29 protein-coding genes are annotated in these 26,025 nt (G+C 37.9%); 10 read left to right on the plus strand and 19 right to left on the minus strand.

The annotated features are described in order from the left end of the window. Positions 1–295: 295 nt before the first annotated feature. Entirely contained in the window at positions 296–424 is a 129-nt protein-coding gene (locus MNY27_RS09405) for a hypothetical protein (RefSeq protein ID WP_281346807.1), read from the plus strand. Positions 425–513: 89 nt separating this feature from the next. Here MNY27_RS09405 and MNY27_RS09410 read toward each other — a convergent pair whose 3' ends face one another. The 4 genes from MNY27_RS09410 to MNY27_RS09425 form a co-directional block, all read right to left on the minus strand. After that, on the minus strand, positions 514–1,263 hold the full coding sequence (locus tag MNY27_RS09410; RefSeq protein ID WP_188109505.1) for an energy transducer TonB: 750 nt from the start codon (positions 1,261–1,263) through the stop codon (positions 514–516). Between the two features lie 36 nt (positions 1,264–1,299). Further along, positions 1,300–2,475 (minus strand): ammonium transporter, encoded by a 1,176-nt coding sequence (locus MNY27_RS09415; protein ID WP_152184812.1) that lies wholly within the window; start codon positions 2,473–2,475, stop codon positions 1,300–1,302. 123 nt (positions 2,476–2,598) lie between these two features. Next, positions 2,599–2,937, minus strand: coding sequence for a P-II family nitrogen regulator (locus MNY27_RS09420; RefSeq protein ID WP_152184811.1), 339 nt, complete (start codon positions 2,935–2,937; stop codon positions 2,599–2,601). Between the two features lie 83 nt (positions 2,938–3,020). Continuing rightward, positions 3,021–4,325 carry an ammonium transporter gene (locus MNY27_RS09425; RefSeq protein ID WP_152184810.1) on the minus strand — a complete coding sequence of 435 codons (1,305 nt, stop codon included), beginning with the start codon at positions 4,323–4,325 and terminating at the stop codon, positions 3,021–3,023. A gap of 201 nt (positions 4,326–4,526) precedes the next feature. On the opposite strand from MNY27_RS09425, the gene gyrA reads away from it, so the two are divergent. The 8 genes from gyrA to MNY27_RS09465 are packed head-to-tail and all read left to right on the plus strand — an operon-like array spanning position 4,527 to position 12,715. After that, positions 4,527–7,007, plus strand: a complete 2,481-nt coding sequence (gene gyrA / locus MNY27_RS09430; protein WP_152184809.1) for a DNA gyrase subunit A — start codon at positions 4,527–4,529, stop codon at positions 7,005–7,007. Between the two features lie 60 nt (positions 7,008–7,067). Further along, on the plus strand, positions 7,068–7,655 hold the full coding sequence (locus MNY27_RS09435; RefSeq protein ID WP_152184808.1) for an LPP20 family lipoprotein: 588 nt from the start codon (positions 7,068–7,070) through the stop codon (positions 7,653–7,655). Then, a complete protein-coding gene (locus MNY27_RS09440; protein ID WP_188109504.1) occupies positions 7,604–8,020 on the plus strand; it encodes a hypothetical protein in 417 nt (138 codons plus the stop codon). Before MNY27_RS09435 ends, MNY27_RS09440 begins: the two co-directional genes overlap by 52 nt. A gap of 19 nt (positions 8,021–8,039) precedes the next feature. Next, positions 8,040–9,182 carry a sigma-54 dependent transcriptional regulator gene (locus MNY27_RS09445; RefSeq protein ID WP_152184807.1) on the plus strand — a complete coding sequence of 381 codons (1,143 nt, stop codon included), beginning with the start codon at positions 8,040–8,042 and terminating at the stop codon, positions 9,180–9,182. A 15-nt stretch (positions 9,183–9,197) separates the two neighbouring features. Next, the gene (locus tag MNY27_RS09450) at positions 9,198–10,223 is read left to right on the plus strand and encodes an aspartate-semialdehyde dehydrogenase (protein WP_152184806.1); all 1,026 of its coding nucleotides are present in this window, start codon (positions 9,198–9,200) and stop codon (positions 10,221–10,223) included. Position 10,224: 1 nt separating this feature from the next. Next, positions 10,225–10,743, plus strand: coding sequence for a YqhA family protein (locus MNY27_RS09455; RefSeq protein ID WP_152184805.1), 519 nt, complete (start codon positions 10,225–10,227; stop codon positions 10,741–10,743). 9 nt (positions 10,744–10,752) lie between these two features. Beyond that, the gene (gene hemE / locus MNY27_RS09460) at positions 10,753–11,787 is read left to right on the plus strand and encodes a uroporphyrinogen decarboxylase (RefSeq protein WP_152184804.1); all 1,035 of its coding nucleotides are present in this window, start codon (positions 10,753–10,755) and stop codon (positions 11,785–11,787) included. A 37-nt stretch (positions 11,788–11,824) separates the two neighbouring features. Then, positions 11,825–12,715, plus strand: coding sequence for a radical SAM protein (locus tag MNY27_RS09465; RefSeq protein WP_246153866.1), 891 nt, complete (start codon positions 11,825–11,827; stop codon positions 12,713–12,715). Between the two features lie 5 nt (positions 12,716–12,720). On the opposite strand, the gene MNY27_RS09470 is transcribed toward MNY27_RS09465, so the two are convergent. The 12 genes from MNY27_RS09470 to MNY27_RS09525 form a co-directional block, all read right to left on the minus strand. Further along, complete coding sequence (locus MNY27_RS09470; protein ID WP_152184802.1) at positions 12,721–13,755, minus strand: AI-2E family transporter; 1,035 nt, start codon at positions 13,753–13,755, stop codon at positions 12,721–12,723. 10 nt (positions 13,756–13,765) lie between these two features. After that, on the minus strand, positions 13,766–14,584 hold the full coding sequence (locus MNY27_RS09475) for an ABC transporter permease (protein ID WP_346392205.1): 819 nt from the start codon (positions 14,582–14,584) through the stop codon (positions 13,766–13,768). Then, complete coding sequence (flgK, locus tag MNY27_RS09480) at positions 14,568–16,451, minus strand: flagellar hook-associated protein FlgK (RefSeq protein WP_152184800.1); 1,884 nt, start codon at positions 16,449–16,451, stop codon at positions 14,568–14,570. The genes MNY27_RS09475 and flgK overlap by 17 nt, the downstream gene beginning before the upstream one ends. Before the next feature lies 1 nt (position 16,452). After that, complete coding sequence (locus MNY27_RS09485) at positions 16,453–16,881, minus strand: hypothetical protein (protein WP_152184799.1); 429 nt, start codon at positions 16,879–16,881, stop codon at positions 16,453–16,455. A gap of 25 nt (positions 16,882–16,906) precedes the next feature. Then, positions 16,907–17,119, minus strand: coding sequence for a flagellar biosynthesis anti-sigma factor FlgM (locus MNY27_RS09490; RefSeq protein WP_152184798.1), 213 nt, complete (start codon positions 17,117–17,119; stop codon positions 16,907–16,909). 75 nt (positions 17,120–17,194) lie between these two features. After that, entirely contained in the window at positions 17,195–17,503 is a 309-nt protein-coding gene (locus tag MNY27_RS09495) for a rod-binding protein (RefSeq protein WP_152184797.1), read from the minus strand. After that, a complete protein-coding gene (locus MNY27_RS09500) occupies positions 17,503–18,549 on the minus strand; it encodes a flagellar basal body P-ring protein FlgI (protein WP_152184796.1) in 1,047 nt (348 codons plus the stop codon). The genes MNY27_RS09495 and MNY27_RS09500 overlap by 1 nt, the downstream gene beginning before the upstream one ends. Before the next feature lie 38 nt (positions 18,550–18,587). Continuing rightward, positions 18,588–19,190, minus strand: coding sequence for a 16S rRNA (guanine(966)-N(2))-methyltransferase RsmD (rsmD, locus tag MNY27_RS09505; protein WP_152184795.1), 603 nt, complete (start codon positions 19,188–19,190; stop codon positions 18,588–18,590). Continuing rightward, entirely contained in the window at positions 19,180–19,569 is a 390-nt protein-coding gene (locus MNY27_RS09510; protein ID WP_346392206.1) for a hypothetical protein, read from the minus strand. Before MNY27_RS09510 ends, rsmD begins: the two co-directional genes overlap by 11 nt. 2 nt (positions 19,570–19,571) lie before the next feature. Further along, the gene (locus tag MNY27_RS09515) at positions 19,572–20,288 is read right to left on the minus strand and encodes a 3'-5' exonuclease (RefSeq protein WP_346392207.1); all 717 of its coding nucleotides are present in this window, start codon (positions 20,286–20,288) and stop codon (positions 19,572–19,574) included. After that, on the minus strand, positions 20,282–20,779 hold the full coding sequence (locus tag MNY27_RS09520) for a hypothetical protein (protein WP_346392208.1): 498 nt from the start codon (positions 20,777–20,779) through the stop codon (positions 20,282–20,284). The genes MNY27_RS09515 and MNY27_RS09520 overlap by 7 nt, the downstream gene beginning before the upstream one ends. Before the next feature lie 43 nt (positions 20,780–20,822). Next, a complete protein-coding gene (locus tag MNY27_RS09525) occupies positions 20,823–21,254 on the minus strand; it encodes a hypothetical protein (protein ID WP_152184791.1) in 432 nt (143 codons plus the stop codon). 88 nt (positions 21,255–21,342) lie between these two features. On the opposite strand from MNY27_RS09525, the gene murA reads away from it, so the two are divergent. Next, positions 21,343–22,611, plus strand: a complete 1,269-nt coding sequence (gene murA, locus MNY27_RS09530; protein WP_346392209.1) for a UDP-N-acetylglucosamine 1-carboxyvinyltransferase — start codon at positions 21,343–21,345, stop codon at positions 22,609–22,611. Here the strand turns inward: murA and MNY27_RS09535 are convergent. From MNY27_RS09535 to purH, 3 genes are all read right to left on the minus strand, one after another. Then, entirely contained in the window at positions 22,608–22,985 is a 378-nt protein-coding gene (locus tag MNY27_RS09535; RefSeq protein ID WP_152184789.1) for a helix-turn-helix transcriptional regulator, read from the minus strand. The genes murA and MNY27_RS09535 overlap by 4 nt on opposite strands. Positions 22,986–22,999: 14 nt before the next feature. Next, on the minus strand, positions 23,000–23,902 hold the full coding sequence (locus MNY27_RS09540) for a DnaJ C-terminal domain-containing protein (RefSeq protein WP_346392210.1): 903 nt from the start codon (positions 23,900–23,902) through the stop codon (positions 23,000–23,002). Between the two features lie 222 nt (positions 23,903–24,124). Beyond that, a complete protein-coding gene (purH, locus tag MNY27_RS09545; RefSeq protein ID WP_346392211.1) occupies positions 24,125–25,663 on the minus strand; it encodes a bifunctional phosphoribosylaminoimidazolecarboxamide formyltransferase/IMP cyclohydrolase in 1,539 nt (512 codons plus the stop codon). Positions 25,664–26,025 lie beyond the last annotated feature (362 nt).

Below are 26,025 nucleotides of genomic sequence, written 5' to 3' on the forward strand. Positions count from 1 at the left end.
TACTTGCAAATCAGTAATTTATTTGGCCACCCTATGCTACAATGTCGTAAGAATATTTTTTAGCACTCAAGTGGCCAAGTGTTAATGCGTACGGGTGGCCAAGTTGATGCGTATCTACACTTCTTATCGCTTCTTCAAGAAAATTGCATTTATGATTTGAACTTAGGAAGATCTACCGGATGATTGGAAATGCCCTGGATGTGGTTCTGCCAAAGAGTACTTCAAGCCTATTGATTGATTAAAAGATACTTATTGTAGCTATGATATAATGTGAAAAAATATCAAAGGTTTTACTATGCACAAAACTTTGAGTTTACTTACACTTTCAACACTACTGATCTCATCTACAACACTATTTGCAGACAAGCCTGTGTGGGCTGGAATTAGTGGTAAACCAAGCGAATATGAAAACGTGAACACGTAGAGAAAATGACTTCGAAACATATATACAAAAAAGAGAAAAAAAGATGAAACAAAAAAACATTGGATTAGTAAGTTTTTTGACTTTTTCAACTAATGTAAAGAGTAGCTGATAGGAACTGTCAAAGTCAGCTCTTCATCTGGTTTTGGAAATTCTCCTGAGAGGTTTTCAAGAGTCCTTAATGCACCACGTGAAAGAATCTCGTCTGATGAAGAGAGTATCTTACTGTTAATGACCTCTGCATCTTGCGTGAGGGTAAACTTCACAACTACCTTACCTTCTATGCCACGTTTTCTGGCACGTCTTGGATAGTAGAGATTCTCTTGTAAGAGTTGTGCTATCTCTGCGAGATGTCTGTTCATATATCTATCTTTGGAAGACTCTATTTGTCTGTTTTGCTGTTGTGCTTCTATAATTTTATTTTTTGATTGACTTTTTTGTTGCTGTGCAGGACATTCATCCTGTTCAATAATAACATCTTCTTTTACAAGCTGTTCTTCTTCTACTTTTTCAATCTCTTGAGGTGGTTTTATTACCTCTTTTTTCTTTTGAAGCGGGATGACTTTTTTAGGTAGTGGTTTCTTTTTTACTTTTTGTTTTGGAGGCTTTTTTTGAGGAGTTTTTTTAACAGTTTTTTTTACTTTCTCTACTTTTTTTTCTTCTTTTTTGCTCTCTTGTGTCTGTGTTGCAATACTCTGAATAGAGCCTAGCTTAATACAGACTCTTTTTTCTTTTTTATCTCCTATAAATGATGATACTTCATTATATGCATAAAAAATCCCTCCTAACAGCATAGAGTGGATTAAAATCGAGAGAAGCAGAGATTTCGAATGTTTTGTCATAAGGCAAATAGTATCGAAATCTCTGTTACAGTTGTGTTAAATAGCACGTTTAAATTCTGGGTATGCCTCAACACCTACTTCATTTACATCAAGCCCTTCAACTTGAGCATCATCATCAGCTCTAAAAGGTACAATTTTGTTAATGATAAAAATAACAATATAAGAACTCACAAAAGCAAAAACTCCAATAACAACTATCCCTTTAAGTTGTGCCATAATGGAGATATCTTCAACAAAAACTCCTACAGCCAGAGTTCCCCAGATACCATTGACAAGGTGTACAGAAAGTGCTCCAACAGGATCATCAAGCTCAAGTTTATCAAACATAGGAACAGCAAATACAACCAATGCTCCACCAATTGCACCAATGAGTATCGGTGTATACATATCATACAGATCTGGTCCTGCTGTAATTGCAACAAGTCCACCAAGTGCACCATTGAGTATCATCGTGATATCAAGCAATTTATATCTTGCATACATAATGACAGCGGCTATGATAGCACCTGCAAGTCCTGCTGTATTTGTATTCATTATAGTTTTTGCTACAGCATCAGCATTCTCAACACTAGAAATTGAACCGACACTTCCACCGTTAAATCCAAACCAGCCTATCCAAAGCAGCAATGCACCAAGCACCACAAGTGGAATATTAGATGCAGGAACTACTTTTATCTTTCCATCTTTATAGCGCCCCTTACGTGGTCCCATGATTAAAATTGCAGCTAAAAGAGCCCAGCCACCTGTTGAGTGGATAACAGTTGACCCTGCCAAGTCATACATATCAATATCAAAGAACGTTCCAGAAATCATATCTGTACCCCAAGAGATATTTACTACAAGAGGATAAAGTACAGCACCCATAACAATAGTAAAAATCATTAATGGAATAATCTTGACACGCTCACTCACTCCTCCACTCATAATATTAATCGTTTTACCGACAAATGCCATCTGGAACAAAAATGCAGCCCAGATACTCATAGACGAGTTCTCCCATGAACCAAATGCGAGTGAATACCCAACAAGTAAAAACGCCATTGATGCAACAGCATATATCATAGTATTAACAGTTAATACAGAAGATACATTTTTTGTCCTAACAAGACCAGCTTCAAGCATAGCAAAACCAGGGACCATAAAAATAATAAGTACCATTGCAAATAGAGCAAAAAATGTATCTATGATGTATTTAAAATCAGCTTCAGACATTATAAACCTTTTAAATTGAACTTAAAAGCTGAGTCTATCAAAATAATTATATGTTAAAAATAAAATTGGGGATTTAAAGAAGGTGCATATGCAAAATGCATATGCAAATGTGAAAGAATGAAACTAAATAGCTTCTCCGTCAGTTTCACCAGTACGGATTCTGATGATTTTTTCAATATCACTAACGAAAATTTTACCATCACCGATTTTTCCAGTTCTTGCAGCTTCTACGATTGTAGCAGTAACTTGTTCAACCATATCTTCAGCAACAACCATCTCCATTTTGATTTTTGGTAAAAAATCAACTACATACTCAGCACCACGATAAAGTTCACTATGTCCTTTTTGACGACCGTAACCTTTAACTTCGCTTACTGTCATACCGTCAATACCGATCTCTGCAAGTGCATCTTTTACATCTTCTAATTTGAATGGTTTAATAACCGCTTCTACTTTTTTCATTATTATTGCTCCAAAAAGTTTAATTGTTGTCTAAATTGTAACCATATTTGATTACAAAATCAATAGACTAACCTCAAAAGAGATTAGTTGTTTATATATTTTTCACCGTGAACTGATTCGTCAAGCCCCATAGATTCACTATCTTCATCAACACGGCTTCCACCTGTAAGTGCTGTTGCGATATAGTAAACTACAACTGTACCGATAAGTGTGAAAAGTCCAACTACTACAACTGATTCAACTTGAACCAGGAATTGTCCCATTCTGTCACCAGACTCTTTAAGTGGACCATCCCATAGTAAATCATTGTCTTTTAGTGCTAAAAGACCAGTTGCAAGCGCACCAAAAAGACCAGCTAAGAAGTGAACACCAAATGCATCAAGAGAATCATCATAACCAAGTTTCTTTTTAAGTACTGTAACACCCCAGAATGCGAAAAGTGTTCCAACGATACCAACGATAAATGCACCACCAACACTCACAAAACCAGCAGCAGGAGTAATAGCAACAAGACCAGAAACCGCACCAGTAGCAATTCCTAAAAGAGTTGGTTTTTTGTAAACAAACCACTCAGCAAGCATCCATGTAATAGCTGCTGCAGCAGCAGCAATAGTAGTAGTAAGAAGAGCTACACCAGCGATTGCGTTTGCACCAAATGCAGATCCTGCATTAAATCCATACCAACCAAACCATAAAAGAGCCGCACCAAGTGCAGTTAAAAGAACAGTAGCCGGTTTCATTGCAGATTTTGGATAACCAGCACGTTTCCCAACAAGGATTGCAAGTACTAAACCAGCTAAACCACCATTCATATGTACAACAGTACCACCAGCGAAGTCTAAAGCACCGGCATCAAAAAGAAGTGCACCATCGCCTCCCCATACCATGTGAGCAATAGGAGCATATACTACAAGTCCCCAGATAGCTACGAAAACCAACCAAGTAGAGAACTTAATACGCTCAATAACAGATCCAGATGCAATAGCAACAGTAATAGCAGCAAATGTACCTTGGAATGCAACAAATACATAAATAGGATACGTTCCACTTAAGTCTGTCCATTTAATACCATCTAACATAACATTACCAAATCCACCAATAATGTTTTGAACAGCAGCAGACTCAGCTGTACCAAATGCGATTGAATAACCTGCAACGATCCATACAATAAATGCAATTACAAATGCTCCAAAAACCATAGCGTAAGTATTGAGAACATTTTTACTTCTTGTCATACCTGCATAGAAAAGTGCAAGTCCAGCCGGTGTCATAAGTAATACTAATGCAGTAGACATCATCATCCATGCAGTATCCCCTGTATCTAATGTATCTTCAGCAAATACAAATGTTGGTAAAGCAAGTAGTAATGCTATTAACCATTTCTTCATGTGAATCCTTTTATTTTATATTTTTCGAAACGGAGTATGACACAAAAGTTCAGATAAATTATTATTATGTTGATTAATTTTTAAGCAACTTCTGTTTATCACAATTATGTATAATTTTCTCAAAATATGCATTTAAACATTTTCTTAAGGGTTAATAAGATATTATGCATAAATTTTATTTTTAAATACTAGGGTGTTTTAATGAGCGATTTGCTAAATAACGATGATATACAGACTATTAATATAGAAGAGACTCTTCAAAACTCTTACCTTGACTACTCAATGAGTGTTATTGTTGGGCGTGCTTTACCTGATGTTAGAGATGGGCTTAAACCTGTTCACAGACGTATTCTTTATGCTATGGACAAACTCAACCTCTCTCACGGTGCAAAGTATAAGAAGTCAGCACGTATAGTTGGTGATGTTATTGGTCAGTACCACCCACATGGTGATACTGCAGTTTATGATGCACTTGTTCGTATGGCACAGGATTTCTCTATGAGAATGGAGCTTGTTGACGGACAAGGAAACTTCGGTTCAGTTGACGGCGATTCTGCAGCTGCTATGCGTTATACAGAAGCACGTATGACGAAGTATGCTGGTGAGCTTTTAAAAGACTTAGAGAAAAATACTGTCAATATGATTGACAACTATGATGCTACAACCAAAGAACCGGATGTTATGCCGACACGTGTACCAAACCTTCTTATCAATGGTTCAAGTGGTATTGCTGTTGGTATGGCAACAAATATCCCCCCACATAATCCTGCTGAGATTATGAATGGTCTTAAAGTACTTCTTGCAGACCCTGATGCCTCTTTGGTAGATTTGATGGAACATATTAAAGCACCGGACTTTCCAACAGGTGGTATCATCTTTGGTAAAAAAGGGATTATGGATGCGTATGAGACAGGTCGTGGGCGTATCAAGGTTCGTGCAAAAACACACATAGAACAAAAAGCAAAAAAAGAGGTCATCGTTATTGATGAGCTTCCTTATCAGGTAAATAAAGCTCGTTTAATTGAGAATGTAGCAAACCTTGTTAAAGACAAACTCATCGAAGGTGTAAGCGAAATCCGTGATGAATCAGACCGTGATGGTATGCGTGTAGTCATTGAGCTTAAACGTGATGCAATGAGTGAGATAGTTCTAAACAACCTCTTTAAACAGACTGCTATGCAAGTCACCTTTGGTATCATTATGCTATCTATATTAAATCAAGAGCCAAGAATCTTTGGTCTGATTGATATCCTAAAACATTTTATCAACCACCGTAAAACTATCATTATTCGTCGTACAATTTTTGACCTTGAAAAAGCAAAAGCACGTGCTCACATTTTAGAGGGTCTCAAAAAAGCGATCGATATCATTGATGATGTTATCCGTGTTATCAAAGCTTCAACGAATGAAGATGCTGCAAGAGAGAATCTTGTAAGTGAATTTGACTTTTCCGAGATTCAAGCAGCAAGCATTGTTGCTATGAGACTTGGACGTCTAACTGGTTTAGAGATAGAAAAAATCGAAAATGAACTTACAGAATTAATGAAGCTCATTGAGTATCTCGAATCAATCCTTAAAAGTGAAGAGGTACTTCATGGAATTATCGGTGAAGAGTTTGATGAAGTACTTGAAACGTATACTACTCCAAGAAGAACAGATATCGAAGATGATTATGATGATATTGATATCGAAGACTTAATTCCAAATGAGCCTATGGTTGTAACGATTACACACCGTGGTTATATTAAACGTGTGCCACTTGCATCATATGAGAAACAAAAACGTGGCGGGAAAGGAAAAACTGCTGTTACCACTTATGAAGATGACTTTATTGAGAGCTTCTTTACATGTAACACACACGATACTCTCCTCTTTGTAACAGACCGTGGACAGCTTCACTGGTTAAAAGTCTACAAGATTCCAGAAGGAAGCAGAACTGCAAAAGGTAAAGCAGTTGTCAATCTCATCAATCTTGTAGCTGATGAGAAGATCCAGTCTATCATTCCTACCACTGACTTTAGTGAAGAGAAATCACTTGTCTTCTTTACGAAAAATGGTGTTGTCAAACGTACAAACTTAAGTGAATTCAGTAATATCAGAAGTAATGGTGTAAGAGCTATCGTTTTAGATGAGAATGATGAACTTATCACTGCAAAAATAGCAGACCAGTCAATCAAATACCTCTTTATCGTTACAAAACTTGCACAGTGTATCAAGTTTGAGATAGAAAAAACACGTGAACAAGGTCGTTCAACTCGTGGTGTACGTGGTATCAAATTTAAACATGCAGGTGATGAAGTCGTTGATGCGAACATCATAGCAAATGATGAGCAAGAGATATTAATCGTTGCAGAAAAAGGTATCGGTAAACGTACGGATGCTGGCGAGTATCGTCTAACTAATCGTGGAGGAAGCGGTGTAATTGCTATGAAAATGACTCCTAAAACTGGTAAACATATCGTAGGTTGTCTAATGGTAGATGAGACAATGGATATGATGGCTCTTACAAAAGCCGGAAAAATGATACGCGTTGATATGCAGACCATCTCAAAATCAAGCCGTAACACTTCTGGTGTTTACATAGTAAAAGGTGATGAAGTAGTAAGTATTTCTCGTTGTCCTAAAGAAGAAAAAGATGAGGATGAGACACCAGACGAGCCAACAACACTAGAGTTGGAATAGTAGTTGCTTAAAAATTAACAATAAAAAAGGGAGTATCACACTCCAGACCAAGGATATTCAATGAAATACTCTTTAGTATTAGCAGCACTTCTAAGTGTTGCATCATTTGCAGCTGATAAAAAAGAAGATGCGACAGTAACACAAGTAGCTCCAGCACCTTCAAATGTAACTCCTTCAAATGTAACTGTAGTATGCCCAACAGGAAGCTGCAGTAAACCAGCAGAGGTACAAAAAGTAGAAGTTATCAATCCTGTTGAAATTTCAAAGCCTATTGAGATTGCAAAACCAAAAGTAGAAGAGAAACCTGTTCCTAAAAAAGAAGATGTTCTTGATGTACAGCATGACCTTCTTATCAGTGTTGTAGGTCAAGGGGTGGCACCGGTAAACACTTCTTCACCTGCACAGGCTTATGCGCTTGCTAAACGTGCAGCTGTTGCTGATGCTTACAGACTTATCGCTGAAAAAGTAAAAGGTGTTCGTATCGATGGTCAAGATCTCATCAAAAACATGATGGTAAAACGTTCAACTGTTAGAACATCCGTTCAAGCAATGGTGAGAAATGCAAATATCGTTGAAACGACTTTTAAAGAGGGATTATGCGAAGTAGAGATGGAGATTACTCTTTCACGCGCTCAATTTCCTCAATAATCTTCCTACTACTCTATTCATCTGCAATTTTTGCGGATGAATACATCATCTCCTATAGATACTCCGTTAAAAATGCAACTCTTTACAATGAGACACTTTATATTTCAAAAGCGATGAAAAAGTGTACAGGCAAACCCTATGACACTTTAATCTTAGACCCTCAAAAATCAGAAAATTTAAAAGAAATCCTACTTGCCAATCAAGATGAATTTATAGAGTTTCTTTATAAAATAGGTCTGAGTGTCAAGCATCGTGAAGAGACACTCAATGGTGTAAATGACTCATCTACAATACTCACACTACCCTCAAAATGTTTCAAAGTCGATTTTAATGATAATTCTGTTAAAATTGCCCCTTTAAAATAGCTGAGTAATAGGACTTTTTGTGAAGATTGCCATAGTCGAAGATGATATTAATATGAGAAAATCTCTTGAGATTGCTATGGGTGATTATAAAGAGTTTGAGGTTGTGACATTTAAAAATGCCGTAGATGCCCTTAAAAAGCTTGATGAGAGTTTTGATTTGGTCATTACAGATATCAATATGCCAAAGATGGATGGTATTGAATTTGTAAAAGAGTTAAACGGGCGTTTTGAAGTCATCATCATGACCGGTAATGCAACACTTACTCGAGCCATAGAATCTATTCAGCTTGGTGTGAAAGATTTTTTACTCAAACCCTTTGACATTGATGCACTAATTGCAGCAATTCAAAGAGAAGAAAAAGTCCAAAAAGTAAAAAAGAGTGCAAAGAAGCAGAGTAACAAAAGTACAGATGAGTTTCTTGGTTCATCAGAAGCACTACAACAGGCTCTCACTATTGCTCAAAAAGCAAGTAAGACAGATGCAAGCATACTGCTTCTTGGAGAGAGTGGTGTAGGAAAAGAGGTATTTGCCTCGTATATCCATAAAAATTCACCCCGTACAAAGAAGCCTTTTGTCGCTATCAACATGGCAGCATTGCCTGACAATCTTATAGAGAGTGAGCTCTTTGGCTTTGAAAAAGGTGCTTTTACCGATGCAACAGAAGCTAAAGCCGGACAATTCGAGCTTGCTAACGGAGGAACGCTCTTTTTAGATGAGATAGGTGAGATGCCTTATGGTGTTCAGGCAAAACTGCTGCGAGCACTACAGGAAAAAGAGATACGACGTCTTGGCTCATCTAAAGCAATTAAGATAGACATTCGTGTTATCTCAGCAACAAATGCAAATCTTCATGAGAAGATAAAAAATGGTGAGTTTCGAGAAGATTTGTACTATCGGCTCAATACTATTCCGCTCTCGATCCCGCCTCTGCGTGAGAGACGTGATGAGATACTGCAGATTGCAGAGGCTGTATGCAAAGAAAACTGTAAAAAGTATGGCTTTGAAGAAAAAAGCTTTTCAAAAGAGGCACAAAGCGAACTGCTTGATTACAACTGGCCCGGAAACATACGAGAGCTCATTTCTGTAGTTGAGCGAGCTGTAATACTGAGTGAAGATCAAGAGATTCAAAAAGATGAACTCTATTTAGATATTAGAAAATAAGCATAGGAGAAAAAATTGAAAAACTATAATGTAGCAGTTGTCGGTGCAAATGGAGCAGTTGGAGAAGAGGTCCTTAGAATTTTAGAAGAGATAGACTTCCCTTTAAACAAGTTAGTTCCGTTAGCATCCTCACGCAGTGCCGGGAAAAAAATAGACTTTAACGGTGAAGAGTTAACAATACTTGAACTTACAAATGATATCTTTGAGCAGGAAGATGTAGAGATTGCAATTTTCTCTGCCGGTGGTAGTGTCAGTGCGGAATTTGCACCTGCTGCTGTAAAAGCTGGAGCAGTTGTTATTGACAATACTTCTCACTTTAGAATGCAAGAAGATGTACCTTTGGTTGTGCCGGAAGTCAATCCTGAAGATATAGCTAAATGGCGTGAGACAGGAATTATTGCAAACCCTAACTGTTCAACTATTCAGATGGTCCAAGCACTCAAACCTCTTGATGATGCATATGACCTTGTTCGTGTTGATGTTGCAACATATCAGGCAACAAGTGGTGCCGGTAAATCTGCTATGGAAGAGCTTGTCCATCAAATGCAGGCATTCTTTGCATTTAAACTTGATGAAGCAGAAGTTAAAGCATTTAACCAGCAGATTGCACTCAATGTCATTCCTCAAATTGATGTGTTTCTGGAAAACGGTTTCACAAAAGAAGAGATGAAGATGGTCAATGAGACAACAAAAATCATGCATAAAGAGATAGCTCTAAGTGCAACTTGTGTACGCGTACCAGTTCTTCGTGGACACTCTGAAGCGCTGACACTAACTTTTGATTCTGAAGTGAGTGCAAATGAGGCTCGTGAGATTTTATCTCAAGCGCCAAATATTGTTGTCGTTGATGATCCATCACAAGCACTCTACCCTATGCCAAAAGATTGTGTTGATAAGAATGAGACTTATGTTGGACGTATCCGTGAAGATGTCTATGCCAACAATATACTTCATATGTTTGTCGTCGCAGACAATCTTCGTGTCGGCGCTGCAACAAATGCAGTAAGAATTGCCCAAAAATGGGTAGAAATGGAAGGTTAAAATGTTAGAGAGAATCTTTGAGGGAGGACTGTGGGGCTCACGCTTTATGGTTCTTATGGCTGTTATTTTCGGTCTTGTTGGTGCTGTAATACTTTTCATCGTAGCATCATTTGATATCTATGACACGCTCAAACTTGTTTTAAATACCTACGTAAACCATCATCACCCTGAACATTTTCATGAGCTTGTAGTTGGTGGTATCATTGGAGCTGTGGATCTCTATCTTATCGGTGTTGTAATGTTGCTGTTCTCATTTGGTCTTTATGAGCTTTTTATTTCAGACATTGATGCTGCACGTGAGGATGAGGAGCGAGAAAATAAAATCCTCTCCATTCACTCACTAGACCAACTCAAAGACAAAATATCCAAAGTAATCGTAATGGTTTTAGTTGTTGGTTTTTTCAAAAAAGTCGGACTTGCTAGTTACAATACTCCACTCGAGCTACTCTATCTGGCACTTTCAATTACAGCTGTTGCTGTCGGTTTATACTTTTTAAGTAAAGTTGGACACAAACATTAAGGGAAAATAATGGGAAAAATATTTGTAGATGCATGTTTTGGTAAAGAGACACCATACACTCCGGTATGGATGATGAGACAAGCTGGCCGTTATCTGCCAGAGTATATGGAAGTACGTGCAAAAGCGGGTGACTTTTTAAATCTTTGCCACAACCCTGAAATGGCTTGTGAAGTAACACTCCAACCTGTTGATATCTTGGATGTTGATGCGGCAATTTTGTTTAGCGATATTCTGGTTATTCCAGATGAAATGGGAATGGATCTCTCTTTCGTAAAAGGTGAAGGCCCTAAATTCGCTGACCCGATTACCAGTGAGGATGATCTTAATAGACTTATCGGTGGTGAAGAGGCTGCAAGCAAACTGACATATGTTTATGATACTATCAAACTCATTAAAGAACGCCTTGCAGATGATAAAGCACTCATAGGCTTTACAGGTGCGCCATGGACACTTGCAACATATATGATTGAAGGACAAGGAACGAAAACATATAACATCTGTAAAAAGATGATGTATTCAAACCCGGAACTGCTTCATAAGATACTCAGAAAAGTGACTGATGTTGTTAAACTCTATATGGAAAAACAGATCCAAGCCGGCATCGATGTTGTCCAGATATTTGACTCATGGGCAGCGGCAATTGAGCCTGGAAAATATGATGAATTCTCATGGAAATACATGGTAGAGATTGCAGAGTATTTAAAAGAGAAGTATCCACACATCCCTGTTATCATGTTCCCTAAAGGGATTCCTGCATTTTTAGATAAAGTCTATGGTAACTTTGATGTATTTGGTGTGGACTGGTCAACACCTATGGCATTTGCTAAAGAGCGTTTAGGGGATAAGTACGTTCTTCAAGGCAATATGGAACCATGCCGACTCTATTCAAAAGAGGCAACTACACAGTGTGTGGAAGTTATCCAAGAGACAATGCAAGGCAAACGTCATATCTTTAATCTCGGTCACGGAATACTTCCTGATGTTCCAGTAGAGAATGCAAAACATTTCATTGACGAGTGTCACAGAGTCAGTGGAAAAAAATAAGATAATCTTCGGTCCCATAAACTCACGCCGTTTTGGAATGAGTCTTGGGATTGACCTCTCTCCCTCACACAAACAGTGTAATTTTGACTGTCTTTACTGTGAGCTTGCACCTGCTGCAACAGTTGCAAGCCAAAAAGAGACAGTAAGCGTCTCTGAAATCATCAACGAACTTCAAAAACATCTCGATGAAAAGATAAATGTTATAACACTCACTGCTAATGGAGAACCAACACTCTACCCTTATCTTGATGAACTTATCAATGCAATAGATGCAATAAAAGGTGATACCCAAACACTTATACTGACAAACTCTGCAACACTCATCGATGAAAAAGTTTACAAATCACTTCTAAAACTCGACCAGGTCAAGCTCTCTTTAGATGCTGTAACACCTGAAGTCTTTAAAAAGATAGACAGACCACATGCAAGTATTAAGATAGAAGATATTGTAAAGAAAGTACAAGCTTTTTCAAAAGAGTACAGAGGCAAACTCTTTATAGAGATACTCTTCGTTCACGGGCTCAATGATACAAAAGAAGAAGTAGAAAAACTCAACAATGTTCTCCTATCTATAAATGCTTCAAGAATAGACCTTGGAACGATAGACAGACCACCGGCTTATCCTGTAATGGGAATCAGCTATAAAGAGCTTCATGAGCTCTCTCATATGTTTGCAAGCTCTCTACCTATCCACATAGCCTCACGCCAACATGCAGAAGCAAACCATGCCAGCTACAATGAAGAAGAGATACTTAATACTCTAGACAAACGTCCTCTCACGCAAGAAGATATTACACTACTCTTTGATGATGCAAGTAAGCAAAGATTAGAAAGACTCTTAGATAAGGGAGAGATTGTCATTAAAAAGCTAGGTACTTTGGAATTTTTAATACCTGCTACAAACAGTGAAAGAAAACGGCAAAAATAGATATACTATTTTGTCTCTACTGCTAGATTTTCCCCGCTTCCCAGAAGTACGGCAAGCCATTTTGTATTTTCATTGGCTGCAAAGATGATTTTTGCCATGATAGTAAGTGGAATAGAGAGAAGCATTCCCACAATGCCTAAAAGCCATCCCCAAAATATCAAAGATAAAAAGACCACCAGTGTTGAGAGACCTAGCCCTTTTCCCATCACTTTTGGCTCTAAGATAGAGCCTATAGTAATATTGATAACAACATAAAAAACAGTCACAATCAAAGCACTCAAACCTCCAAGCTGTACCAAAGTAATAAGTACTGCCGGCACTGCTGCGATGATGGAACCGATGTTTGGGATAAAGTTAAATAAAAATGCCAATACTCCCCATAAAAAAGCGTAGTCTGTGCCAATGAACGTAAGAAACAACCAAACAATAAAACCGGTGAGTAGTGAGATTAACGCTTTGATAACCATATAACTTTTTATCTGTGTAAAAATTTGATTGATATGTTCTATCGTCTCTCTATCACCATCTGCAAAGCGAATCTTGTCCGTAAAATGCTTTGATTCCAACAGCATAAAAACAACAGTTAGAATCACTACAAAGCCATTGGTAAATATTGAACCAAGCCCTTCAATAATAGATGTGAAAAAATGCATAATCTGTTTGGAATCAAACATTGTTTTTATCTCACTGACAGGTATCTCAACTCCAAAATTTCCTGCAAACTTTGATAAAAACTGATAATAGATAATGAGTTTCGATGAATAGTGATCGATATTCGCACTAAAATCATGAACGGATGTTCCTATAAGCTTTGCGATAAAAGCCAGTAAAAGCAGAAAAATGCTCATAACAATAACAATTGAGAGAATATCTGGCAAACCTTTTGATTTAAAAAAATTATATAATGGGGAGAGAATGATAGCAATAAAGAGTGAAAGTAAAAAAGGAACAATGATACTTGCAGCAAACTTTACCCCTGCCAAGACAATAATCACGCTGGCTGTTACAATAAAAAAATAACCTAATTGCCTCTTTGGCATATCTTCTCCTTTAAGAGCCTATCTCTTTTTGGTTTGTTAACTGCTGCAGGTAGTTTGAGATATTTATCAGAGAAAAAGTCACTAAGAATATCAAAAGACCCGGGAAAAAGCTTACCCACCATGCAATCTCTATGACATCTTTTCCACCACTGAGAATCGTACCCCAACTCATCTGCGGTGCAACAATACCTAAGCCTAAGAAACTCAAACCTGATTCTGCAAGTATAGCACCCCCAACACCAAAAGTAAAACTGACAAAGAAAATCGGGGCTAAAATCGGTGCATAATATTTTAAAAGTATCTTGCTTTTTTTAACTTTTGCGATGTTAAGTATCTTAATGTATGGCTGCGAAGTGATTTTAAAACTCTCAGAACGAATCAAACGTGCTGTTGTCATCCATCCGGTAACTGAGATGATAATAATGAGCACAAATGTCGAAGCATTGACATAAGAAACAAGGGCTAAAAGTAAAAAGAAAGTAGGAAAGGTTAAAAACAGATCAACAATGATGATAAATGACTTATCAACAACTCCTCGATAATATCCGGCAATTGAGCCCAGAATCAGTCCTATAAAAGAGGCTATGAGTGCACTTCCAACACCTATAATCAAGGATACTTTTCCACCCTCAATCAAACGTGCTAAGATATCACGTCCAAGTCTGTCTGTACCTAAAAGATGCATTGATGAAGGTCCGACTAAAATAGCATGACTATCAAGTGTGTAGGGACTTGTTGTATAGAGAAAAGAGCCAAAGAAAGCGAAGAAAAAGATACTAAAAAGTAAAACTACACTGACTTTTGGGAACACTTTACTGCTTGATTCCAAGAAGTGTCTGCATCATCTGGTCAACTGTTGTAATAATCTTTGCAGCTGCACCATAAGATGTTTGATATTTTATGAGATTTGTCATCTCTTCATCGATACTTACTTTTGAAACAGAAAAATACTCCATCTCTGTTGAGTTAAACTGTGTCGTCACTGTTTCATTTCTTGTTATTGCTGCATTTGTAGCAGTACCTACATAGGTTGCAGTGATATCAAACATACCATACATGGTGGTATCATACTCTTCATTACCAACTTGGAATTTATATGACTCAAACTGTTGCTGTACCATATTGAGTGCAACTCTGTTATCACCTGCTGCAGAAGAGAAACCTGCATGAATTTTTGTCGGATTATCGCTCAACTCTGAATTGAGTTTGATATTACGTGCACTATCTCCATCAAAAAATCTTCCAAGTCCCAGTGCTCCTGCAAAATTACTGCCAGATGAAAATTTACCGTCTGGCAGTTCATCTTTGATGGCGAATGTGTACCCCATAGATTCAGACTGTGGATCCAATCCCAACTCTAGACGCAATTCACCGTTTGCTGCAGTCTGAAAATTAAACGTTATAAAATCATCAATATCATTGTTGGCATTGGAGTCACCATTATCATCTACAGTGGCAAGTATTTGCCCTTCTATGGAGTTTGAGCCTGCTGCACCTGACATCGATGTGGCATGGTCGATATTGATTTGTCTCGTGGCCACTTCATTACCGTCAATATCATAAACAATGATATTAAAAGTACCCGGATTTACATTCAAAGGTGAATGAACAATGGAACTTGTCGCTCCAATATCAGTTAAAATATTTGACTCCATCTTTGTCGTTGCACTCTCTGCATACAGATTGTTCGTACTCTCAATCAAACCCTGCGCGAATGCATCCAAATCCGTTACGACTTTTTGTAATACACCATCAGTTGGCATACCACTTGTTGTATCGATTGATCCACCACGCAAGTCAAAAATCGCACCAACTCTTCCGTTTGTCACTTTCTCTTCAAATGGAATGAGCGTACCATCCTGTCTTTCATAGTAGAGACTGTAAAAACCATACTCATTGTCATCTTTTGTCAATTTTAAAGGATGATAGGAGTTGCCATCGACAATATTAAATCCATTCACACTTAAAGTATAACTTCCTGTTCTTGTGTTTGAGTTGCTATCGATCTGTATATTGGACTCTAGTTGTCCTTGATTTACTTCCGCACCTATAAGTCTTGAGAGGCTTCGCTCAATTACATTTCTCTGGTCACGTAAATCATTTGCTGTGTACATACCACCAGATTCTGCAACATCTATAGCAATATTTAAATCAGCAAGCTGTTTTGCAAGAGAGTTAACCTCTTCGATATTTACTGCAAGTTGGTCATTAATCTGCATCTGCAGACTTAAAACCTGATCCTGAGTTTGTGTTATATGTGCAGAGAGTGTTTCTGTCTGTTTTGCAAGAGCAACCTTAATGGCATCATTATCCGGATTATCTGCAAATGTTTGCCACATATTGTAATACTCTGCCAAGTCTGCTTTGACACCTACCCCGTCAATCTCAGGAAAATATGTTGAGAGCTCTTCTAGTGTCTGCGTTTCAAAATCACTGTACTCTTTATCAGATGACATACTGTTGTATCTGTCAAATACAAAATTATCAAATACACGCTTGATGTCTTGAATCTCTGTACCGTTACCAACCTGCCCTGGTCGCATAGCGATAGGTGTTGCAGCTGATGTAATAACACGCTGTCTTGTATAGCCTTCTACTTCGGCATTGGAAATGTTATGCCCAGTTGTATTGATACCGACCTGTGCAGCATTTAATCCACTGTAACCGATATTTAATGTATTGAAAATTGATGCCATATTATACTCTCACTTCCATAATAGCAGAGTCTTTTGATGCAACTTTTTGATATCCTTGCATCTCTGTCGGGACCAGTCTCTCTAAAAAGCTGTTATATAGGTTACTGACAACCAAAACCAGTTTTGCATATTTTTTATTGACCTCATGAAGTTTTGAGAGTTCAACTTTTAAATCATCCAGAAGTTGATGTTGCTGGGCACTTAAAAGGTCTGGAAGTGCTACATCCGGATTTGATGTCATAAGATTGGAGATTTCATAATCTATCATCGCTTTTTTTGTCTCAAAAGCTTTCAGTTTTTCTTCTTTTAATGAAAGTCTGTCAAACTGGGGATTGTGCTCTGCTTTTTTTATATCTTCTATATCTGATTCAGTAATTTTAATAAGATCTCTTAAATCTTCTAAAGCATTTTGTAAGTGATGAGAAAGCATCGCAAACCCCCATAATTATTTTATTTTACTTAAGTAACTCGTCCGCCATCTTCTCTGATAGTGCAGATAAATCTACTTTATATTCACCTGACTCGATAGCCTCTTTGAGTTTTTCTATTCTGTTTTTACTGCCATCTTCCGATGCAGTTAACTTTGCATTTGGTTTTAACTCTTTGTTTTCATTCAAACTGTTTGCAAAAGTACCGCTCACAGCTGAACTGCTTATATTTGAAATCATATTTTATCCTTCATATCTCTTGCGAAATTTCTCTATACTGTTATATCGACAAAATTATGATTTTCTAAACCTATTTCACGAATTTCTCTGACTCAAGTAGTCATAGAGCATCTGTGAAAAACCAAAACTCCCCGCACTTGCTTTTGAGAGCTCATCTCTATACATCGATTTGTATATTTTATCTCCCGGATCATTTTGAGATGAGAAAAGATCTTTCTCATCTTTCATCGCATTGTCCATCAGCATTTTGATGATGATCGCTTCAAAAGCATCTGTCTGCTCCCGCAGTGCCTTATCCTCTGCCTGAGGATTGATCTTTGGGATATCTTTGTTTTGTGTGACTAATTGTGCCTGTGCACTTAAAGCATTTAATCCATAGTCCATTATATTACCTTCAACTCAGCAGAGATGCTCCCTGCACTCTTCATCGCCTCTAAAATAGAGATGATATCTTTTGGCGTTGCCCCTAGTTTTTGAAGTGAACGCACAAGGTTAGCAACAGTAGTTGTGCCTCTTTTCGTATAAATTTCATTCTCATTCATACCAATTACCAGGTTTTTGTCCACTTCCATCGAACCTTCTGGTTTTGATAGCGTATCTTCTTCAACTATCTTAATCGTGATATCCCCATGCGTGAGGATAATCGGTTTTAGTTGTATATCTACCCCAGCAACGATAGTTCCAGTTTTTTCATTGATGATGATTTTATTTTTAGGTTTATAGTTCATATCGATGTTTTGCACTTCTGCCAAAAACTCAATCATTGAACGGTTTTGCGGGCGTTTTAACTTAATGCTTCGTGAGTCCATTGCTACTGCCACTTGTGTATTGTAGTATGCATTTATCGCCTTTTGTACAGCTACTGCATTTTCAAAACCAGACTCTTTAAGGGAGAGTGTTGCATACTGCTGATGAAAAAGGTCGATATTTATCTCACGCTCAACAAAACCACCGTTAAAGACTATACCTGTCGTTGGATGTGTTTCTGCTCCGGCACCTCTTTGGTTGAGCCCACCAATACTAAGCGGACCTTGTGCCAGTGCATAGATCTTGCCATCTACCCCTTTAAGCGGTGTCATCAAAAGTGTTCCACCTTCTAAAGATTTTGCATCACCAATGGAAGATACCGTTACATCAAATTTATCACCCTGTCTTGCAAAAGGTTTGAGCGTTGCCGTTACCACAACTGCTGCAACATTTTTCGATTTAATATCTATAGGATTCATATCGATATTCATCGCTTTTAACATGTTTGAAATTGATTGAAGTGTAAATTTTGAGGTTGTACCATCTCCTGTCTTTTTCAGACCGACAACCAAAGAGTAACCAATAATCTGATTCTCCCGAACGCCGACGATGTTCGAAACATCCGTGATTTTCGTTGCATGAAGTGATGCGAAAAATAGTAGTAAACCTAAAAAATATTTCATTGAATAAATCCTTGCATTATGCAAGAATTCAGCAATATTTATTCCATATTTTCATCTATAAGGTACGTAAGTGTCGTATTTCCAAATTTTTTTGATTTTTTGATGCTAAAGCTGCCTATTTTTTGAGGAATATCAAGTCCGCTCATATGTTCAATGATAATCATTGTAACATTCTCAACTGGCAGTGATGCTATCAAATCTATAGTTTTATCATAGATATCTTCCATCCCCGCGCGTATGCTAAATGGCGGGTCAATGTAAAAATAGGCTTTTGTTTTTGCTTTTTTGAGTCTCTCTATGATAGTGTTGATATTTTCAAAACTGTCCCCACCAAAGACTTCACAGGCAGAGGGGTCAGTTTGTGCTATATTTTCTTTCAGCGTTCCCAGTGCATCTCTGTCACGCTCCATAAAATATATCTGCTTCGCTCCACGGCTCAGTGCTTCAAGACCAATCGAACCTGAACCTGAAAAAACCTCAACAAACACTGCATCCACAATATCAAACTGCAGTGTATTAAAAAATGATTCCAGAACAATCGCTTTTGAGCTTCGTGTCGTTGTTTTGGAAGGGAGTTTTAGTGTTTTGCCTTTGTATTTTCCGGCAATGATCTTTTTGGTAAGTTGTTTATTATTTTTCATAGAATGCTTTTACCGCTCGTAAAATATTTGCCTGATACTCCTGTGTCAGGAACTCTATGCGTTTTTCCAAGATTGAGAAGTCCATAGAGTCATCTTCTTCGAAGTACTCCTCTTTTATAGCTTCATCCTCTGCTTTTTCACTGCTTCCATAAAGCTCTTCATAACGTTTTTCAAGGGCCAAAATAAGCTGTGACTTGGAAAATGGTTTGACAAGATCTGCATTTGCATCACTGCCTATGTAAAAACAGCGACTATCTCCCAAACACTCTTCATCTCTGACAATAATGTCACACTTCTTTGAAGCACTCAAATATTTTGACAAAAAGAGCTCTAACGATTTTTGTAACAACGGTGATTGACACTCAACAGCAACTCTCATCTCTATCCTTGTAAATAGTACTCCAAAGAGTACGCTAAATCATCATCCAAACTCTCTAAAGAGAGCATCCACAGCAGATAACTTCTGTCATTCATAGCTATCTCTTCAATATACCTGCCGGCATACTTTCCAAAAGGAAACTTCTCAAGCAATACATTTTTAAAACTGAGCTCTTGCATCACTCCTTGGCTTAACTCTTCTAAAAGATAGTCAAAAAGCAACTTGATAACAAGAGCATCACTCAATGCATGATGTGGTAGTAAAGCATCTTTAATTCCACATAATTGTTTATACTGCTCTTCTTTTCTGTAGAGTTTTAACTCATAGCGTATAAATTCCAAACTGAAAAATTCACACTCTGGGATATGATGCTTTAAAACTTTTTGTGTATCTATAATTTTACCATGCCATTTTAAACCGGCATCTTCAAGATAGGGAAAAACAAAACCGGCATTATGTACGATTAGTGTGTTTTCTTCTTTGTTGTGCGCTTGGAGATACTTATAAATCTCACTCTCACGCAACACAGGTTTCTCTTGAATCATCTCATTGGTGATATTATGCAGGACTGAAGCCTTTGGGGGTATCTTTTTGCCTTCATTTACAAGCTCATACAAAGAGCTCACACAAGATTCATTTTCAAAAGAGAGCACTCCTAAAGAGCAGATTTTATCTTCTTTTTCATATCCCGTCGTTTCAATATCTAAAAATATCAGCACTTCACGATCCTAACACTTTTGCAACGACTGCCTAAAAATATAAAAGAGAGATATCCTGCAAGTAATATAAAAGCGTACAGAACATAAATATTAAACCAGTCAAAAAGGCTCTCATAAAAGCTAAAGATATATGTAAACAGCAGTGCAAGCACCATTAAACTCCCGACAAGCCAAATGAGCAGCATAAACCATTTCCGCCATACTTTAACCAAATCTCCATAACCGATTACTTCGAGGTATTCATGACTATCTTCTTTGAAACACTTTTTGAGCTTTAATACATACCCTGCGTGAGGATGGTTAAAAAGATACTTCACACTTCGAAAAAGTGCGATTAAAACAGCCATATTTAAAGCAATGGCGAACCAAAACTTCCAAACATCAAAAAGTGCGTCCATTATCTCTTCATCTACAGGAGGGAAGCCCTGTTTCATGTAGATAAAGAGTGTCAAAAGAAGTGCAAAAGATGCTGCTAGAAAAAGGCTGCACAATACTACTCGAACTGCCCAGGAAACCCATAATAAAAAATAAAACCTAGACATCTTTGTTTTTAAAATTTCCAAGCATAGCGTGATAATGTTCCAGGTTGATAAAACTCTTCTCAAAACGGTACCTGATTACAAACTCCACAACCTTCTCTTTTAATACTCCATCAACACTCTCGACTCTTCCAAAGTATGCCAAGGAAACATTTTTACTCTTTACAGCTGCATCTTTATCGTACGATATTGCTAAAACCTGCAGGTACTTTCCCTCTTTTATCTCACCCAGATTCTCTTCTTGGAGTGAAACACCTGAGAGATTGATAGCTTTAAAATCAAAAAGCTCTTCAAAATGCTCTACTTTTTTATCGATACCTATCTCTTTATAAAGTTCTTTTAGCTCTGCTATATTCTCTTTTCTTGCCAGCTCATACGAAGATATTTTATTTGTTATTTTTTTTAGCCGCTCAAGTGCCGAACCCATCTTATTTCCTACTTAATTATTAACAGTAGTATAGCAAATTTAAGATATAATAACGCAATTTTTTAGAGAAACAAAAATAAAGAGAAATATGGACTACTTAAAAATCAAAGGCAAATCTGCCCTCAATGGAACAATAAAAATCTCTGGTGCAAAAAATGCATCGCTACCGCTTATTGCAATGACAATCTTGGCTCGTAACAGCGTTATCATTAAAAATCTACCAGATGTTGCAGATATAAAGACACTTCTTAAACTTCTCACAAATCTTGGAGCATCTTGTGATTTTCATGATGATAAAGTCGTGGTGGACACTGCTTCGATGAACGAAACAAAAGCAACATATGACATTGTAAAAACAATGCGTGCTTCCATCCTTGTTTTAGGTCCGATTCTAGCACGTTTTGGACACTGTGAGGTATCACTTCCAGGAGGCTGTGCCATAGGACAGCGCCCAATCGATCTGCACCTCAAAGCACTCGAGCAGATGGGTGCAGAGATATCAATCAAAGCAGGTTATATTGAAGCGCGAGCACCAAAAGGACTCAAAGGCTGTGAAATTATCTTTGATAAAATCACGGTGACAGGAACAGCCAATATTGTTATGGCCGCAGCACTTGCAGAGGGTGAGACGACTATTATCAATGCTGCACGTGAGCCAGAGGTAGTCCAACTCTGTGAAGTGCTCAATGCAAGTGGTGTAAAAATTGAGGGAATCGGTACAGCAGTGCTCAAAGTACATGGAACTGCCGGAGAGCTTTTAGATATCAAAGAATTCAGCATTATTCCAGATAGAATCGAAGCAGGAACATATCTTTGTGCAGGAGCAATTACTGGTTCAAAACTCACACTTACGGATGTAGAACCGAATCATCTTGGTGCGGTTATCGCAAAATTTGAAGAGATGGGGTTTGAGCTTACACTCACAAAAGACACTATCACAATCCACCCAAACAAAGAGATCAAACCTGTTAAAATTGTTACACAGGAGTACCCTGCTTTTCCAACAGATATGCAAGCACAGTTTATGGCACTTGCCACACAGGCAAATGGAGTATCTATCATAGAAGAGCGTCTTTTTGAGAATAGATTTATGCATGTGAGTGAACTGCAGCGTATGGGAGCAGATATCTCACTCAGTGGACATACTGCTACTATCAATGGAAAGTGTGATTTAAGTGCAACGGATGTTATGGCAACAGATCTCAGAGCATCAAGTGCTCTTGTTTTAGCAGCCCTTATTGCCCAAGGAGAAACAAACGTTCATCGTATCTACCATCTTGACCGTGGATATGACTCTTTGGAGAAAAAGCTTAAAGATGTAGGTGTTGTGGTTGAGAGATTAAAAGAGGGGCTCTAGTCTCCCTCAAAAATAATCATCTCATAGATACTTTTCTTTGTTACAAGTGCTTTATCAGGAGAGACTGAACGAGCATTTTTCGCAACTTCCACCTCATGACGCAAGTCAGCAATCTCTCGCTCCATCTTATCTACATTCTCTTTTAGACGTAAAATAATATCAACACCTGCAAGATTTACACCAAGCTCACGAGTAAGGCGTAAAATAAGTTTAATTCTATCTATATCACGCTGTGAATAGAGTCGTATACGTCCATTTGAACGAGAAGGTGTGATGAGATTCTCTCTCTCATACTGACGCAAAGTTTGTGGATGGATATCTAGTATCTTCGAGACTATACTGATTAAATAGACCGGTTCGTCATAATGATGCATCGTTTACCTCCTGCTTAAATTGTCTTTGGTAGTTTTTCTTTCATCAATTCTACCAAATCATTGTCCAAATCTTCTACTTTTGGATTGATAATATTTGCTTTTAAGTACAAATCACCTCTCTGTTTTGTTTTTCTGTTCATTGCACCCATCTCTTTCACACGGAAGCGCTGTCCATTTTTTGTGTTTTGCGGGATTTTGAGTTTTATCTCTTTCTCAAGTGTCTGTACTGCAATTTTATCACCAAAGAGAGCTGCATAGAGTGGCACATCTATGGTTTTGACCAGATCATCTCCCTCACGCTCATAATCCGGTGACGGTGCTACTGTTATCTTTAAGAGCAAATCTCCAGAACGACCGTTTTGTGCATGCCCTTTTCCTCTTACACGGAGCTTTTCTCCTGTTTTGACACCAGCAGGGATCTTAATATCAAAACGCTCACCATTGACTGAAACTGAGTGCGTTCCACCAAGGATGGCTACATTAAACGGAATCGTCACCTTTGCTTCGATGTCAAGGTTTGGTTCTTGATGAAAACCTCCAGCTCCGCCAAATCCGCCAAAGCCTCCGCTGCTGTATGATTGACGACCGCCACCGCCAAAGCCGCCAAATCCTCCGCCACCAGAGAACATTTGACGCAGTATCTCATCCAGATCGACATTGCCACCCTGGCTGCGTGAGAAGTCATGGAAGTTCTGCCCTCCAAACATAGAGTCTCCATACATATCATACTGCTCTTTTTTCTCTTTGTCGCTCAGTATCTCATACGCTGCATTTATCTCTTTAAATTTCTCTTCACAATCTGCTTCTTTACAGATGTCAGGATGATATTTTCTCGCTAATTTTCTATACGCTTTTTTAATCTCAGATTCACTCGCATTTTCTGATACTTCCAATGTTTCATATAATGATTTTGCCATTTTCTAGTCCTTACCAATAATTGTTAAATTTTTTATTAGCGAAATTATATCATAAGAGTTGAGTCTGTGTCAATCAAGTTTAGACAAATTAATTCTTATACAAAAAATAAACAATATTTTAAAAATGAAAAGAGTAATGCAGTTACAAGGAGCATAACGAGGAAGTGCACTATTGTGCATGACGAAGGAAGTAACGCAGTAAATGCGTTACTATTTTAATTTTTAATGAAGGAAGTGGCGAACTTCTGAGAAGTATAGGCTCATACCATGCTCATCAGCAGCGGCAATAACCTCATCATCACGAATTGACCCACCAGGTTCAATAACATTTTTAACCCCTGCTGCAGCTGCTGCATCAATAGAATCACGGAATGGAAAAAATGCTTCAGATGCAAGTGCAGCACCTGTTACATCAAGACCCATCTCTTTTGCTTTTTTGAGCGCACACTGTGCAGCATCAACGCGAGATGTCATACCCATACCAACAGCTACCATTGCAGCATCTTTGACATAAACTACACAGTTAGATTTTGTAAGAGAAGCCACTTTATATGCAATCTCAAGGTCTTTCATTTCAGCTTCGCTGGCACGATTTTTAGAAACAAGTTTTGCATTTTTAACTTCATCATCATTAACTCTGTCAGCATCTTGGAATACAAATCCGCCATCAATGTGTTTAAAGTCTTTTGTATCATTTGCAAGCACAAGTTTATCACTACCCATCTCAAAAAGTTTGATACGCTTCTTGAGCGCAAATACCTCTTGCGCTTCTTCAGTGATACGTCCAGCAATCACAACTTCCAAGAAAATCTCATTCATTTTCTCTGCAAGCTCTTTGTTGACCACACCATTAACAGCTACAACACCACCAAATGCAGAAACAGGATCACACTTGAGTGCTTCTGTATAAGCATCTACCAAATTGTCGCGAATAGCAAAACCACAAGGGTTTCCATGTTTTGTAATACACACAGCGTTGTCATCTCCAAAAGCCGCTGCAATCTTGATAGCGCCGTTTAGGTCGTTTAGATTGTTAAAACTCGCTTCGCCTTTGAGTGTTTTAAAGTTGTTGCTAAAGTGCTTGTCAAACTCATAAAGTGCACCTTTTTGGTGTGGGTTTTCACCATAACGGGTATCCATCACCTTCTCTCCGACGATAAACTGTTTCTCGCCAAAACCACCGTTAAAACGCTCATTCATATAATTAGCTATCATGGAATCATATGCGGCAGTATGTTCGTATGCTTTTATCATATAGCCACGACGGAACTCTCTTGTATTTTTCTCATTCTCTATCGCATCGATAACTTCTGCATAATCTTCAACATTTGTAACAATGATAACCGAGTCAAAGTTCTTTGCAGCTGAACGAACCATTGCCGGTCCACCGATGTCGATGTTCTCAATGATGTCATCAAAATCATCTGTACGTTCAATAGTCGCTTTAAACGGGTAAAGATTGACACATACAAGGTCTATGGCCTCAACGCCAAGCTCTTTTGCCTGATCCAAGTGGGACTGCTTGTCACGACGATGTAAAATACCTCCGTGGACATAAGGGTTGAGTGTCTTTACACGCCCCTCAAAACACTCAGGAAACTTTGTTACTTCATCAATTTCAATGGCATCAACACCACTCTCACGCAAGAGTTTGTATGTCCCGCCTGTTGAGATTATCTCATATCCGTTTTTTACAAGTGATTTACAAAAATCAACCACACCAGTTTTATCGCTTACACTAACTAACGCTCTTTTTTTCATTTCAAGCCTTGATTTAAAATATTGACGCAATTTTAGCTAAATTGAGTTTAGAAGATGGTAAACTCTAAAATCTTATAATATATTTTGTACCTTTGTCAAAAGAAACTTTTATATCTCCCTGGAGCTCACTTGAAACCAAACTTTTAACAAGCTCCAAACCAAAAGAGTTTTTATTTGGCATTGAAGTGAGTTTGTCATAGTAAAACAGATTATAGAGTTTTTCATTTTGCAGTTTTACTTTAGGTAGTGTAAAATAATTTCTGTAAATTCCAAATCAACTATGATTATAAAAAAGAAAAAGGATCATAGAAATGGAATTACAAGGAAAAAAGATAGAGTTTGATTTAGAGGAGTTTGTACCT

It is taken from the genome of Sulfurimonas sp. NWX79 (assembly GCF_039667035.1).
Lineage (GTDB): Bacteria > Campylobacterota > Campylobacteria > Campylobacterales > Sulfurimonadaceae > Sulfurimonas > Sulfurimonas indica.